This window comes from Sphingomonas ginsenosidimutans (assembly GCF_002374835.1).
Classification (GTDB): Bacteria; Pseudomonadota; Alphaproteobacteria; order Sphingomonadales; family Sphingomonadaceae; genus Sphingomonas; species Sphingomonas ginsenosidimutans.
In genome coordinates, this window is record NZ_NWVD01000001.1 from 1,115,173 (window position 1) to 1,129,045 (window position 13,873).

The window sequence follows — 13,873 nt, forward strand, 5'->3', positions numbered from 1 at the left end:
AATGATGGAACGGCAGACCGGGCTGCGCGTGGCGGTGATCCTGCCGTGCTATAACGAGGCGGCGGCGATCGCGCAGACGGTGGCGAGTTTTCGCGCCGCGCTGCCCGACGCGGCGATCTACGTCTATGACAACAACAGCCGCGACGGCACGGTGGATGTGGCGCGCGCGGCGGGCGCGATCGTCCGGACCGAGCGGATCCAGGGCAAGGGCGCGGTGGTGCGCCGGATGTTCGCCGACGTGGACGCCGACGTCTATGTCATGGCCGACGGCGACGCGACCTATGACGCGGCCAGCGCGCCGGCGATGGTCGCGCGGCTGGTCGACGAACAGCTCGACATGATCGTCGGCACCCGGATCGGCGAGGCGGCGGCCGCCTATCGCCGCGGGCACCGGTTCGGCAATGCGATGCTGACGGGGATGCTGGCGCAGCTGTTCGGGCGGAGTTTCACCGATATCCTGAGCGGTTACCGCGTCTTCTCGCGACGGTTCGTGAAGAGTTTCCCGGTGCTGTCGGTCGGCTTCGAGATCGAGACCGAGATCAGCGTCCACGCGCTGGAGCTGAAGATGCCGCTGGGCGAGGTGGAGACGCCCTATTTCGCGCGGCCGGACGGCTCGGAATCGAAGCTGAGCACCTATCGCGACGGCTGGCGTATCCTGCGCACGATCGCGATGCTGTACCGGATCGAGCGGCCGCTGTGGTTCTTCGGGGCGATCGGCACCGTGCTGGCGCTGCTGGCGGTGGTGCTGGCGGTGCCGCTGGCGATCACCTACATGCACACCGGGCTGGTGCCGCGCGTGCCGACCGCGATCCTGGTCACCGGGCTGATGATCCTGGCGGCCCTCAACGGTTTTGCAGGACTCATCCTGGATACGGTGGTGCGCGGGCGGCGGGAGGTGCGGCGGCTGGCCTATCTGTCGCATCCCGCGCCGACACGCAGCGGGGCTTGAACTGCCGGCGGCGAGCGCCGATGTTGGCGGCGCGGGCCACGATTTTCCTCAGGGCATAAGAGAGCTTTTTACATGCACAATCCGTTCGAGACCGGCGATTTCGCAGGGGCGCTGGCGCGTGCCGGCGTCGGTATGCAGCAGACCCAGGCCGGGCTGGTGCCGATCGTCATCGAACAGTCGAATCGCGGCGAGCGCAGCTTCGACATCTTCAGCCGCCTGCTGCGCGAGCGGATCGTGTTCGTCACCGGCGGGGTCGAGGACGGCATGGCCAGCCTGATCACCGCGCAGTTGCTGTTCCTGGAATCGGAAAATCCGAAGAAGGACATCTTCATGTACATCAACTCGCCGGGCGGGGTCGTCACGGCGGGCATGGCGATCCACGACACGATGCAGTACATCCGCCCGCGCGTCGGCACGGTGTGCATCGGTCAGGCCGCGTCGATGGGCAGCTTCCTGCTGGCGTCGGGCGAGCCGGGCATGCGCGTGGCGCTGACCAACGCGCGGATCATGATCCACCAGCCGTCGGGCGGCGCGCAGGGCATGGCCAGCGACATCGAGATCCAGGCGCGCGAGATCCTGCGCATCCGCCACTCGCTGAACCAGCTGTACGCCAAGTACACCGGCCAGCCGCTGGAGGAGATCGAGAAGGCGATGGACCGCGACAAGTTCATGTCGTCGGACGAGGCCAAGGCGTTCGGCCTGATCGATGAGGTGTTCGACAAGCGGCCCGTCCCAACCGACGAAACGCAGCCGTCGGCATAATCTTAATCGCTTTCCGGCATTGCCGGGAGCATCCGGGCCGGGTTAGCATATCCGGCCCAGCATACCGCGGCAGCGCGGAAGGAACGGTTTGAATGACGAAGCTCTCCGGCGGCGACTCCAAGAGCACCCTGTATTGCTCGTTCTGCGGCAAGTCGCAGCACGAGGTGCGCAAGCTGATCGCCGGTCCGACGGTCTTCATCTGCGACGAGTGCGTGGAGCTGTGCAACGACATCATCCGTGAGGAGACGAAGTCGGCGCTGGTCGCGAAGAAGGACGGCGGCGTGCCCACGCCGCAGGAAATCTGCGACGTGCTGGACGATTACGTCATCGGCCAGAAGCAGGCCAAGCGCGTCCTGTCGGTGGCGGTGCACAACCACTACAAGCGGCTGAACCACGGCGCCAAGGGGGCCGACGTCGAGCTGGCCAAGAGCAACATCCTGCTGGTCGGCCCGACCGGTTGCGGCAAGACGCTGCTCGCGCAGACGCTCGCCCGCATCCTGGACGTGCCGTTCACGATGGCCGACGCGACGACGCTGACCGAGGCGGGCTATGTCGGCGAGGATGTGGAGAACATCATCCTCAAGCTGTTGCAGGCGTCCGACTATAACGTCGAACGCGCGCAGCGCGGCATCGTCTATATCGACGAGATCGACAAGATCAGCCGCAAGGCGGAAAACCCGTCGATCACCCGCGACGTGTCCGGTGAGGGCGTGCAGCAGGCGCTGCTGAAGCTGATGGAGGGCACCACCGCCAGCGTGCCGCCGCAGGGCGGGCGCAAGCATCCGCAGCAGGAATTCCTGCAGGTCGACACGACGAACATCCTGTTCATCTGCGGCGGCGCCTTCTCCGGTCTGGAGAAGATCATCGGCGACCGGTTGCAGGGCAAGTCGATCGGCTTTGGCGCCTATGTCGCTTCCCCCGAGGAGAAGCGCACCGGCGAGGTGCTGCGCCAGACCGAGCCGGAGGATCTGCTGAAGTTCGGGCTGATCCCCGAATTCGTCGGCCGTCTGCCGGTGATCGCGACGCTGGAGGACCTGGACGTCCCCGCGCTGGTCAAGATCCTGGCCGAGCCGAAGAACGCGCTGGTCAAGCAGTACCAGAAGCTGTTCGAGATGGAGGAAGTGAAGCTGGGCTTCACCGACGACGCGCTGACCACGGTCGCCAAGAAGGCGATCGAGCGCAAGACCGGTGCGCGCGGGCTGCGCTCGATCCTGGAGGGCATATTGCTCGACACGATGTTCGACCTGCCCGGCATGGACGGCGTCGACGAGGTGATGATCGACAAGGACGTGGTGGACGGCCGCAAGGAGCCGGTGCGCGTCTATGCCGACAAGAAGAAGGCCGGCGAAGTCGCCTGACGCGGCCGGAACGGCGATGTAGAATGGGACCGGGCGTCGTCGCATCATGCGGCGGCGCCCGTTCTTCATGGGGGAGGGGACGGGCATGATGACGATCCGCGATGCGGCCGCCAGCGATGCGCCGGCGGTGGCCGGCATGCTGGCGCGCGCGTTCGCCGACGATCCGGCGATGAGCTACATCTTTCCCGATCCCGACCGGCGCGCGACGGGCCTGCCGCGATTGTTCGCGCAACTGTTCGCCCAGGATCGCGACGGGATGCGGCTGGTCAGCGGGAAGGCCGATGCCGCGACGCTGTGGCGGCGGCCGGGGCGGCCGGAGGCGCCGCTGTGGTCCACCGCGGCGCGCGCGGTGCCGCTGCTCGCCGCGCTGGGGCCGGCGGTAGGTCGCGCGCTGCGGCTGAGCGCGGCGATCGCGGAGCATTTTCCCGTCGAGCCGTTCTGGTACCTGCACATCGCCGGCGTCGATCCGGCGCAGCAGGGCAAGGGACTGGGCGGCGCGTCGATCCGTGCCGGGCTGGCACGGGCCGCTGCGACGGGCGTCCCCTGCTATCTGGAAACGGCGACGGAGAAGAACCTGGGGCTGTACGCGGCACTGGGGTTCGAACTGGTGGGCGACTGGCGGGTGCCGGGTGGGGGGCCGCCATTCTGGTCGATGCGCCGCGCGGCCGCACGAGGTTCCTGACGCGGCTTTCGTTACGGGCGCGGATCGTCGCCGCGCGTCGTGCATTGGTGGGGAAAGGAGCCAGCACCGCAGCATGACGATCAGCGACGAATCCCTTCCACCGCCCGCCACCCGACGCGCGTTGCTGGGGCGGCTGTCGTTGCCGCTCTGGACGCTTGCGCTGCCCGCGGCGGGGATGCTGGCGGTACTGACGTCACTCTATCAACTGGGCGCGGCGGGGACGGTCGCGGCGTCGCTGATCCTGATCGGGTGCGTGCTGTCGGCGGTCCACCATGCGGAGGTGGTTGCGCACCGCGTCGGCGAGCCGTTCGGGACGCTGGTGCTGGCGATCGCGGTGACGGTGATCGAGGTGTCGCTGATCGTGTCGCTGATGCTCAGCGATGCGGGCGATGCCTCCGCACTGGCGCGCGATACGGTGTTCGCGGCGATCATGATCATCCTGAACGGCATCATCGGCATCTGTCTGATGGCCGGGGGGTTGCGCCATCGCGAGCAGCGTTTCTCGCTGCGCGGGGTCAGTGCGGCGTTGTGCACGCTGGCGGCGATGGCGGTGCTGACGCTGGTGCTGCCCAGCTACACCTCCACCACGCCCGGCCCCTTCTATGCCACGTCGCAACTGCTGCTGGTCGCGGTGGTCAGCCTGTTCCTGTACGGTATGTTCGTTATGGTGCAGACGGTGCGCCACCGCGACTATTTCCTGCCGCAGACCGACGACGTCGAGGATCACGCGCCAATGCCGTCGCGGCAGACGACGGTGATCGCGTTCGGCGTGCTGCTGGTCGCGCTGGTCGCGGTGGTGATGCTGGCCAAGGCACTGTCGGCAACGGTGGAGCGCGCGGTGCTCGGCGCCGGGCTGCCGCTGGCGATCGTCGGCGTGGTGATCGCCGCACTGGTGCTGGCGCCCGAAAGCCTCGCCGCCTATCGCGCGGCGAAGCGCAACCGCATCCAGACCAGCCTGAACCTTGCGCTGGGATCGGCACTGGCGACGATCGGGCTGACCATCCCGGCGGTCGCGATCGTCAGCCTGGCGCTCGACCTGCCGCTTGCACTGGGGATCGGGCCGATGAAGCTGATCCTGCTGGCGCTGTCGCTGTTCGTCGCGACGATTTCGCTGGGGAACGGACGCACCACGGTGATGCAGGGCGCGGTGCATCTGGTGATCTTCGCGGTCTATCTGTTCACCACGGTCGTCCCCTGACCGGTGTGGAGTCGCGAGGCGAGCAGCAGCCCGGCGGCGATCTGCGCCAGCGCATAGGCGCGGCGGCGCGCGGGGTGGCCCACGAACGGGCGGACGGTGCGTTCCGCGCCCAGCGCGCGATCCTGCCACAGCGCGACATGGCGGCGTGGCTGGACCAGCCCCGCCACACCGTCGCCGATCATGAACATCGCCGCCATCTCGGCGGTACGCAGCAGTGCGATACGGGTCATGACGTCATCCTTGTCACGTGATCGTGGCCCGAACGCATCGCACGCGCGGAAGTATCGCGATGCACGGCAAGCGTGATTGATGCGGGGGCGAAACGCACCATATAATGGACGATCGCCGCGTCGTTCGTGCGGCACCGGAGTATTCATGACGACCACTCTTCCCGTTCTTCCGCTTCGCGATATCGTCGTCTTCCCGCACATGATCGTGCCGCTGTTCGTCGGACGCGACAAATCGGTCGCCGCGCTGGAAGCCGCGATGGCCGCGGACAAGGAAATCTTCCTCGTGGCGCAGCTGGACCCTGCCGAGGACGATCCGGCGCGCGACGACCTGTACACGATGGGCGTCACCGCCACCGTGCTCCAGCTGCTGAAGCTGCCCGACGGCACCGTGCGTGTGCTGGTGGAGGGCAAGGTGCGCGCGACGCTGGAGGCGCTGGAGGAGGCGGGCGACCATTTGGTCGCCGATGTCGCCGCGCTGGAGGATCCCGAGGTGTCGGGCACCGAGGCGGCGGCGCTGATGCGATCGGTCGTCAGCCAGTTCGAGAATTACGCCAAGCTCAACCGCAAGCTGCCCGCCGAGCTGACTGCGCAGCTGGCCGAGATCGACGTCGCCGCGCGGCTGGCGGATACGGTCGCGGGCAACATCCAGGTCAAGGTCGCCGAGAAGCAGGCGCTGCTGATGGAGGCCGACCCGCTCAAGCGGCTGGAAATGGCCTATGCGCTGATGGAAGGCGAGCTGGGCGTCCTGCAGGTCGAGAAGAAGATCAAGAGCCGCGTCAAGCGCCAGATGGAGAAGACGCAGCGCGAATATTACCTCAACGAGCAGCTGAAGGCGATCCAGCGCGAGCTGGGCAACGAGGGCGAGGAAGGCGAGGGCGACGAGATCGCCGAGCTGACCCAGAAGATCGCCACGCTGAAGCTGTCGAAAGAAGCGCGCAGCAAGGCGACCGCCGAGCTGAAGAAGCTGAAGACCATGGCGCCGATGAGCGCCGAGGCGACGGTGGTGCGCAACTATCTGGACGTGCTGCTGGGGCTGCCGTGGGGGAAGCGCAGCAAGATCAAGAAGGACATTCCCGCTGCCGAGGCGATCCTGAACGAGGATCATTATGCGCTCGACAAGGTGAAGGACCGGATCGTCGAATATCTGGCGGTGCAGGCGCGCACCAACAAGCTGAAGGGGCCGATCCTGTGCCTGGTCGGGCCGCCGGGCGTCGGCAAGACCTCGCTCGGCAAGTCGATCGCCAAGGCGACGGGCCGCGAGTTCATCCGCCAGTCGCTGGGCGGGGTGCGCGACGAGGCGGAGATTCGCGGCCACCGGCGCACCTATATCGGATCGCTGCCGGGCAAGATCGTCACCAACCTCAAGAAGGCGGGGGCGTCCAATCCGTTGTTCCTGCTGGATGAGATCGACAAGCTGGGACAGGATTTCCGCGGCGATCCGGCGTCGGCGCTGCTGGAGGTGCTGGACCCCGAGCAGAATGCGAAGTTCAACGACCATTATCTGGAGATCGACCTCGATCTGTCGGACGTGATGTTCGTGTGCACCGCCAACACGCTCAACCTGCCGCAGCCGCTGCTGGACCGGATGGAGATCATCCGGCTGGAGGGCTATACCGAGGACGAGAAGGTCGAGATCGCCGAGCGGCACCTGATCGCCAAGCAGATCGAGGCGCACGGTCTCAAGCCCGGCGAGTTCACGCTGACGCAGGAAGGGCTGCGCGCGCTGATCCAGCGTTACACCCGCGAGGCGGGCGTGCGCACGCTGGAGCGCGAGATCGCCAGGCTGGCGCGCAAGGCGCTGCGCCAGATCCTGGAGGGCAAGGTGGAAAGCGTGACGATCACGCCCGACAACCTCGCCGATTTCGCGGGCGTGCAGAAGTTCCGCCACGGCCTGTCGGAGACCGAGGACCAGATCGGCGCGGTGACCGGACTGGCATGGACCGAGGTGGGCGGAGAATTGCTGACCATCGAGAGCGTCACCGTGCCGGGCAAGGGCGCGGCGAAGGTGACCGGGAAGCTGGGCGATGTGATGAAGGAATCGGTGCAGGCCGCCTTCAGCTTCGTCCAGGCGCGCGCGCCGTCGTTCGGGATCAAGCCCAGCCTGTTCCATCGCAAGGACATCCACATCCATCTTCCCGAAGGTGCGGTGCCCAAGGACGGCCCGTCTGCGGGGATCGGGCTGGTGACGTCGATCGTGTCGACGCTGACCGGCATTCCGGTGCGCAAGGAAGTGGCAATGACCGGCGAGGTCACGCTGCGCGGGCGGGTGCTGCCGATCGGCGGGCTGAAGGAAAAGCTGCTCGCGGCGCTGCGCGGCGGGATCGAGACGGTGCTGATCCCGAAGGAGAATGAAAAGGACCTCGTCGAGATCCCGCGGAACATTCGCGACGGGCTGACCATCGTGCCGGTGGCGCATGTCGACGAGGTGCTGAAGCTGGCGCTGACGCGGCCACTCGAGTCGATCGTGTGGACCGAGGCGGACGAACTGGCGGCGCTGCCGCCCGCGACGATCGCGCCGGCGGGGGGCGAACTGCACCACTGACCGCAATCGCACACGATTGTCAGCAGAACGTCACCGCCGCACGGCAAGGCCGCGCGGCGGTTTCGTTTGACTCGCGTCCGTGCCCGCGCATTACTGGGCGGATGTGGCCGCAAGCCGCGAATCTCTTTCAAATCGCGTAAACTGTAAAGAAACGGGGCAATTTCGGATGAACAAGCAGGAACTGATCGCGGCGGTGGCGACGTCGGCGGGGCTTGGCAAGAACGAGGCAAGCCGCGCGGTCGAGGCGGTGTTCGACACGATTTCGGCCAGCCTGAAGAAGGGCGACGAAGTGCGCCTGGTCGGATTCGGCACCTTCGCGGTCAGCAAGCGCAAGGCCTCGATCGGGCGCAACCCGCGCACCCGCGAGCCGATGACGATCAAGGCGTCCAACCAGCCCAAGTTCAAGGCGGGCAAGGTGTTGAAGGATTCGCTGAATTAAGCGCTGGACATTTAAGTGCTGGACAGGCGCACACGCTTTGCTTAGACGCGCCGCTCCGATACGGATCGGGCGCGTAGCTCAGCGGTAGAGCACACCCTTCACACGGGTGGGGTCACAGGTTCAATCCCTGTCGCGCCCACCATGTCCGACAGACCCCGCCGGCCCGTGCCGGCGGGGTTTTTCGTTTGCGCGCTGACGCGGCGCGGGGCCGCCTCGGCCGCGCACGTGGCTTTCGGGTGACGTCATCAAAACGTCACTCATGCGTCATTCAACTGACTTCAAACCTGCATTCTATTGTCACCTCCGGCGCCTAGCGCCGCCGATGGGACGAACGGACGGGCCAGCCGCCCTTCCGTTTCCGGGGATCCGAGGGACGGACCCGCCATCAAAGGGAGTGTTTCATGCTCAGCTTCAGCCGTCGTCACAGCAGCCTGCTGGCGACCACCGCCTGTCTGTTCCTCGCGTCGTGCGGCGCGGACGATGTCGCCTCGCCGGGCGCCGGTTCGATCGGTGTCGTCATCAACCAGCCGGCGCCGACCCCGACGCCGACCGGTACGCCGACCCCGACCGCGCTGACCGCGGCGCAGTTCGCCACCGCGACGACGCAGGGTGGCGTGACGATCACCGCAGACGAGCAGCTGGCGATCGTGAACGCGGGCGCTAACAACAACGTCAACGGCTTCGGCAACACGCTGAACGGCGTCTATCCGGTCAACGGCACCTCGCTGACCACCGCCAGCAACCCGCAGACGGTGCTGGGCAACACCAGCTTCATCCAGAACACCAGCTATGTCGGCGCGCTGAGCGGCCCGAACGACAGCGCCTTCTCCGGCTGGACCTGTTCGTCGACCACCGCGGCGTTCCTGAACAGCGCGCAGTGCGGCGCGGTGCCGTCGATCGGCGCCTATGCCGCCGCGACCTCGGTCTGCCCGACCGGCCTGATCGACGACGGCACGTTCACGCCGAGCGGCGCGGCCAACCCGTCCTGGCGTTACTGCCGCCTGCCGGGCGTCATTTCCGCCGACCTCTCGCTGCCGAAGATCGCGGGCGTCGTCTATCGCTTCCGCGGGCAGACCGAAGTGGGCGTCGACGGCACCAGCAACGTGACGCTGACGATCGCGCCGGGCGTGGTGCTCGCCGCCGATGCCAGCGAATCGTCGAACGATCTGCTGCTGGTCAACCGCGGCAGCAAGCTGAACGCGGTCGGCACCGCCGATGCGCCGATCGTCTTCACCGCGCAGCAGAACCTGGTGAACAACGGCGTGTCCGACGCGACCCAGGGCCTGTGGGGCGGCGTCGTCCTGCTGGGCCGCGCGCCGACCGCGGTGTGCGCCACCGGCACCGGCCCGAACGATGCCGGCGGCACGTCGACCACCTGCCAGCAGGCGATCGAGGGCGTGACCGGCCGCTTCTACGGCGGCACCAGCCAGACCGACAGCTCGGGCACGTTGCAGTACGTCCAGATCCGCTACACCGGCATCGCGATCAGCGAGGGTAACGAGCTGCAGGGCCTGACGCTGGGCGGCGTCGGTTCGGGCACCGTGATCGACCACGTGCAGAGCCACAATTCGTCGGATGACGGCGTCGAGATCTTCGGCGGCACCGCCAACATCAAGTATTTCGTGGTGACCGGCGCCGACGACGACGGCTTCGACGTCGACAACGGCTGGCGCGGGTTCATGCAGTTCATCATCGCGGCGCAGAAGGCCGGCGGTTCGACCGCCGACTCGTTCGCGACCGAGATCGACTCGAACGGTTCGGAAGACCTGCTGCCGCGCACCTACGGCCGCTACGCCAACTTCACCTTCGTCCAGACGACGTCGGCGCCGTCGGCGATCCGCCTGCGCGGCGGTGCGGACTTCGCGTTCGTCAACGGCGTGGTGAAGACCCCGGCCGGCCAGACCTGCGTCAACATGATCGCCAGCAACCAGGTGAACGGCGCGGCGGCGACCGGCAACGATCGCTCGACGATCCGCCCGGCCAACAGCGCCCTGCAGGACGTGGGGCCGCCGACGTTCAACTCGGTCTACTTCCAGTGCCAGGGCCGGTGAGGCGCATCGCGCTTCACTGACCGGCGGTCGGCCGGGGCGCGCACACGCCGCCCCGGCCCCGCTCTTTGCCCCCTATCGGAAGGCCCGATCCATGCGCCAGCGCACCGCCTACGCATCGCTTCTCCTGCTGACCACCACGCTGGTCGCCCCCGCGGCGCTGGCGCAGGTCGCCCCCTCCACCGGCGTGCCCGCCGCGCCGGCCCCGGCTCCCGCCACGGCCTCGCCGGACACGCCCGCCGATCCGGCTGCCGATCCGCAGCAGGATCAGGCGGAAGTGTCCGCGCCGGGCGTCGATACCTCCGCCAGCGAGGATATCGTCGTCGTCGGCCGTAACATCCCCAATACCGTCCGCGCGACCGCGCAGGTGGTCAACGTCCTGTCGGCGGCGGATATCGCGCGCACCGGCGAAGGCGATATCGCCGGCGCGCTGACCCGCGTCACCGGCCTGTCGGTGGTCGGCAACGGCTATGTCTTCGTGCGCGGCCTGGGCGATCGCTATTCGTCGGCGCTGCTCAACGGTTCGCCGCTGCCCAGCCCCGAGCCGCTGCGCCGTACCGTCCCGCTCGATATCTTCCCGACGTCGATCGTCGGATCGGCGCTGGTGCAGAAGACCTATTCGGCCAATTACCCGGGCGAGTTCGGCGGCGGCGTCATCAACCTGACGACCAAGGCGATCCCGGACGAAAGCTTCATCACCGGCGGCGCGTCGATCACGGTGGATACCGAGACGACCGGGCGGCTGGGCTATACCTATTACGGCTCCAAGACCGACTGGCTGGGCTATGACAACGGCGAGCGCCGCGTTCCCGGCTTCATCAAGGCGGCGCCGACCGGCACCGGCGTGATCCCGACCGAGCAGGTCGCGCAGCTGTCGAACGCGCCGACCACGCTGCTCCAGCGCAACGGCGATATCCCGCCCAACTGGTCCGGCGAGCTGAGCGCTGGCCTGACCGGCGATCTGGGCGCGACCCGGCTGGGCGTGGTCGCGACCGGCAGCATTTCGAACACGTGGCGCACCCGCGACGTGACGCAGCAGGATACCGTCCAGGAGACGGGATCGCTGCGCAACGACTTCCACACCGTCATCACCGACAATCGCGCGGTGGTGAACGGCCTGCTGGGCTTCGGTGCGGAGTTCGACGCGAACCGCATCCGCTGGACGAACGTGTACATCCACGATTCGCTGAAGCAGGGTCGCGCGTCGGCGGCGACGATCTACAACAATTCCAGCGGCGCGCCGCTGTTCCAGCAGAACACCAGCTTCTTCGAACGGCAGCTGATCGAGACGCAGCTGGTCGGCGAGTTCAAGCCGGTCGACGGCCTGTCGGTGGACCTGCGCGGCGCCTATGCCAATTCGAAGCGCAAGTCGCCGTACGAGCGCCAGTTCATCTACCTGTGCAACACCGCGCTGAACATCACGGTCGACGTGCCGGTCGGCGGCAGCGCGCTCAATTGCCCGGGCGTGTGGCAGGCGACCAACGCCTTCGACCGGTTCGCCACGGTGGTGTTCAGCGAGCTGGACGAGAACCTGTACTCCGGCCAGGCGGACGTCGCCTACAAGCTGGCGGGCGAGCGGCCGATGACGCTGTCGGGCGGCTATTACTTCTCCGACAACGATCGCACGTCGACCCGCCTGCCGTTCGTCTACCAGACGACGACGGGTTCGCAGATCCCGTTCCCGTGCAACCTGTTCCGCCCCGACTTCCTGCTGTCGCCGGACGTCCTCAACGGCTGCGCGGTGTCGCCCACCGGCACGCCGGCACAGAATGCGGTGCAGCTGCGCTTCGACGCGGGGCAGAACGGCTCCTACGCCTATGACGCCAAGCTGCGCATCCACGCCGGCTATGTCCAGGCCGAGGCGGAGGCGTTCGACGGGCTGCGCGCGATCATCGGCGTTCGATACGAAACCGCCAAGCAGCAGGTCACGCCGGTCAACTCGACCGGGACGCTGCTGAACAACGACTATTTCCTGCCGGCGGCGACGCTGACGTGGAATTTCGCGGAGAACATGCAGCTGCGTGTCGCCGCGTCGAAGACGATCGCCCGCCCGCAGTTCCGCGAACTGGCGCCGCAGGCGTTCCGCGATTTCGAATCGGATCGCCTGTTCTTCGGCAACCCGCGGCTGCGCGACAGCGAGCTGTACAATCTGGAAGCGCGCTACGAATGGTTCTTCGCGCGTGACCAGCGGATCACCGCGGCGGGCTTCTACAAGCGGATCGATCGCCCGATCGAGCAGGTCGGCTTCTATCCGACGCCCGACGCGCGGTTGCAGACCGGCTTCACCTATCTGCCCAAGGCGACGCTGTGGGGCGCCGAGGTCGAGCTGCAGAAGTACGTGCCGCTGGACTTCATCTCCGACGGGATGGCGGGCAAGCGGGCGGTGATCATCGCCAACTACACCTATACCCAGTCGAAGATCACGGCGGACGATACCTGCGTCCCTGGCGTGCTGGAAGGTACGACGCTGGGCGGTTGCCAGGCCAATTTCGCGCCGGCCCGCCTGCTGTTCCGCGACGGCGCGCCGCTGACGGGGCAGTCGGATCACCTGGTCAACCTGCAGCTGGGTTACGAGGACACCGACAACGGCACGCAGGTGACTGCGCTGTTCAACTATGCCAGCGACCGCGTCACCAACCGCGGCCCGTCGCTGCTGGGCGGCGTCGGCTTCCAGCCGGATATCGTCGAGCGGCCGGGCATCCGCCTGGACCTGGTCGCGCGGCAGAAGACCCAGTTCCTGGGCCAGCAGATCGAGATCAAGGCGGAAGGGCGCAACCTGACGGGTACGCGCTATCAGGAGCGGCAGACGTTCGAGGGCGGCAATGTCGTCGACGTCAACCGTTACCGCCTCGGCCGGATGTTCACGCTGGGCGCCAGCGTCACGTTCTGATCGGTCGCACGGATGAGCAAGGCCCCGCGTCGTCGATGGACGGCGCGGGGTTTGCCGTTTGCTGTACCGTCACCAGCCCCAGGGGCGTTCGCGATACCATTTGGTAATGACGTATTTGGTGCCGGCGCGCACCTTCATCCCGTGATGGAGCGTCGACGGGTTGAGGCTGCCGTCGGGGCGGCGGTTGCTCCAACACACCAGTTTGCCGGTCTCGGGCTGGATGGTCTTGTCGATCGCCTTGAACCGCGTCGCGCCGCCGGCGTCGGGTTCGTTGAGATAGACCATCGCGGTCCAGGTGCGGTTGCCCGCGATGCTGCAATATTTCTCGAAATCGACGCCGTCGGGTTCAAAATAGTCGGTGTGCGCCTTGAACTCCTGCCCCACGGCATAGCGTTGCCCCTGGAGCGGTTCGCCATAGGTGGGGTCAAGCCCGGTGAACGCCGCCAGCATCGCGTCGACCGCGGCGACCAGCGGGTCGGCGGCCGACAGGTCGCACGTCTCGCTGGTGCGAAAGGCGTTATCGCCGTTATGATCGGAGACGGTCGAGGGGCGGCGGTGCGCGTCGATCCGCTCGACCAGCGCGGCGCAGGTCGCGGCGTCCAGGAAGCCGCGCCGCAGGAACAGCGTCAGCTTGGGACTGGGCACTTTCTGGATGCCGGGCTGGGCGGAAAGATGCGAGACGATCGGGTCGCTGGCCATGGCCCTTCCTTGCCACAGCCCCCCGCGCGTGCCCAAGCAGAGAAATATTACACAAGCGCGCAATGGCGCTGTAACA

The 13,873-nt window shown here is 67.2% G+C and carries 11 protein-coding genes and 1 tRNA gene; 10 read left to right on the forward strand and 2 right to left on the reverse strand.

Going from position 1 to position 13,873, the window contains the following annotated elements; genetic code table 11:
- Positions 1-4: 4 nt before the first annotated feature.
- The 5 genes from COA17_RS05215 to COA17_RS05235 all read left to right on the forward strand — a co-directional run bounded on the left by COA17_RS05215 (position 5) and on the right by COA17_RS05235 (position 4,949).
- On the forward strand, positions 5-949 hold the full coding sequence (locus tag COA17_RS05215) for a glycosyltransferase family 2 protein (protein WP_096610861.1): 945 nt from the start codon (positions 5-7) through the stop codon (positions 947-949).
- 72 nt (positions 950-1,021) lie between these two features.
- The gene (locus COA17_RS05220) at positions 1,022-1,711 is read left to right on the forward strand and encodes an ATP-dependent Clp protease proteolytic subunit (protein WP_066487879.1); all 690 of its coding nucleotides are present in this window, start codon (positions 1,022-1,024) and stop codon (positions 1,709-1,711) included.
- 92 nt (positions 1,712-1,803) lie between these two features.
- Positions 1,804-3,069, forward strand: coding sequence for an ATP-dependent Clp protease ATP-binding subunit ClpX (gene clpX, locus COA17_RS05225; protein ID WP_066487877.1), 1,266 nt, complete (start codon positions 1,804-1,806; stop codon positions 3,067-3,069).
- A gap of 85 nt (positions 3,070-3,154) precedes the next feature.
- Entirely contained in the window at positions 3,155-3,751 is a 597-nt protein-coding gene (locus COA17_RS05230) for a GNAT family N-acetyltransferase (protein WP_096610539.1), read from the forward strand.
- Between the two features lie 73 nt (positions 3,752-3,824).
- Complete coding sequence (locus tag COA17_RS05235) at positions 3,825-4,949, forward strand: calcium:cation antiporter (protein ID WP_096610541.1); 1,125 nt, start codon at positions 3,825-3,827, stop codon at positions 4,947-4,949.
- On the opposite strand, the gene COA17_RS05240 is transcribed toward COA17_RS05235, so the two are convergent.
- On the reverse strand, positions 4,922-5,179 hold the full coding sequence (locus COA17_RS05240; RefSeq protein WP_066487869.1) for a hypothetical protein: 258 nt from the start codon (positions 5,177-5,179) through the stop codon (positions 4,922-4,924). The two genes, COA17_RS05235 and COA17_RS05240, sit on opposite strands and share 28 nt — an antisense overlap.
- A gap of 145 nt (positions 5,180-5,324) precedes the next feature.
- Here COA17_RS05240 and lon point away from each other — a divergent pair, with 145 nt between their 5' ends.
- The 5 genes from lon to COA17_RS05265 all read left to right on the forward strand — a co-directional run bounded on the left by lon (position 5,325) and on the right by COA17_RS05265 (position 13,098).
- Entirely contained in the window at positions 5,325-7,721 is a 2,397-nt protein-coding gene (gene lon, locus COA17_RS05245; RefSeq protein ID WP_096610543.1) for an endopeptidase La, read from the forward strand.
- 166 nt (positions 7,722-7,887) lie between these two features.
- Positions 7,888-8,160: an HU family DNA-binding protein gene (locus COA17_RS05250; protein WP_066487866.1), complete on the forward strand. Its 273-nt coding sequence runs from the start codon at positions 7,888-7,890 to the stop codon at positions 8,158-8,160.
- Between the two features lie 67 nt (positions 8,161-8,227).
- Positions 8,228-8,302 (forward strand) — tRNA-Val (locus COA17_RS05255).
- A 259-nt stretch (positions 8,303-8,561) separates the two neighbouring features.
- On the forward strand, positions 8,562-10,211 hold the full coding sequence (locus tag COA17_RS05260; RefSeq protein ID WP_096610545.1) for a hypothetical protein: 1,650 nt from the start codon (positions 8,562-8,564) through the stop codon (positions 10,209-10,211).
- A 91-nt stretch (positions 10,212-10,302) separates the two neighbouring features.
- Complete coding sequence (locus tag COA17_RS05265) at positions 10,303-13,098, forward strand: TonB-dependent receptor domain-containing protein (protein WP_096610547.1); 2,796 nt, start codon at positions 10,303-10,305, stop codon at positions 13,096-13,098.
- A gap of 69 nt (positions 13,099-13,167) precedes the next feature.
- On the opposite strand, the gene COA17_RS05270 is transcribed toward COA17_RS05265, so the two are convergent.
- Complete coding sequence (locus tag COA17_RS05270) at positions 13,168-13,797, reverse strand: prolyl hydroxylase family protein (RefSeq protein WP_096610549.1); 630 nt, start codon at positions 13,795-13,797, stop codon at positions 13,168-13,170.
- Positions 13,798-13,873 lie beyond the last annotated feature (76 nt).

What these genes read in the sequence shown, in the direction of transcription:
- COA17_RS05215 (WP_096610861.1), top strand. Translation starts at nt 5, where the DNA reads ATGGAACGGCAGACCGGGCTGCGCGTGGCGGTGATCCTGCCGTGCTAT.
- COA17_RS05220 (WP_066487879.1), top strand. Translation starts at nt 1,022, where the DNA reads ATGCACAATCCGTTCGAGACCGGCGATTTCGCAGGGGCGCTGGCGCGT.
- clpX (WP_066487877.1), top strand. Translation starts at nt 1,804, where the DNA reads ATGACGAAGCTCTCCGGCGGCGACTCCAAGAGCACCCTGTATTGCTCG.
- COA17_RS05230 (WP_096610539.1), top strand. Translation starts at nt 3,155, where the DNA reads ATGATGACGATCCGCGATGCGGCCGCCAGCGATGCGCCGGCGGTGGCC.
- COA17_RS05235 (WP_096610541.1), top strand. Translation starts at nt 3,825, where the DNA reads ATGACGATCAGCGACGAATCCCTTCCACCGCCCGCCACCCGACGCGCG.
- COA17_RS05240 (WP_066487869.1), bottom strand. Translation starts at nt 5,179, where the DNA reads ATGACCCGTATCGCACTGCTGCGTACCGCCGAGATGGCGGCGATGTTC.
- lon (WP_096610543.1), top strand. Translation starts at nt 5,325, where the DNA reads ATGACGACCACTCTTCCCGTTCTTCCGCTTCGCGATATCGTCGTCTTC.
- COA17_RS05250 (WP_066487866.1), top strand. Translation starts at nt 7,888, where the DNA reads ATGAACAAGCAGGAACTGATCGCGGCGGTGGCGACGTCGGCGGGGCTT.
- COA17_RS05260 (WP_096610545.1), top strand. Translation starts at nt 8,562, where the DNA reads ATGCTCAGCTTCAGCCGTCGTCACAGCAGCCTGCTGGCGACCACCGCC.
- COA17_RS05265 (WP_096610547.1), top strand. Translation starts at nt 10,303, where the DNA reads ATGCGCCAGCGCACCGCCTACGCATCGCTTCTCCTGCTGACCACCACG.
- COA17_RS05270 (WP_096610549.1), bottom strand. Translation starts at nt 13,797, where the DNA reads ATGGCCAGCGACCCGATCGTCTCGCATCTTTCCGCCCAGCCCGGCATC.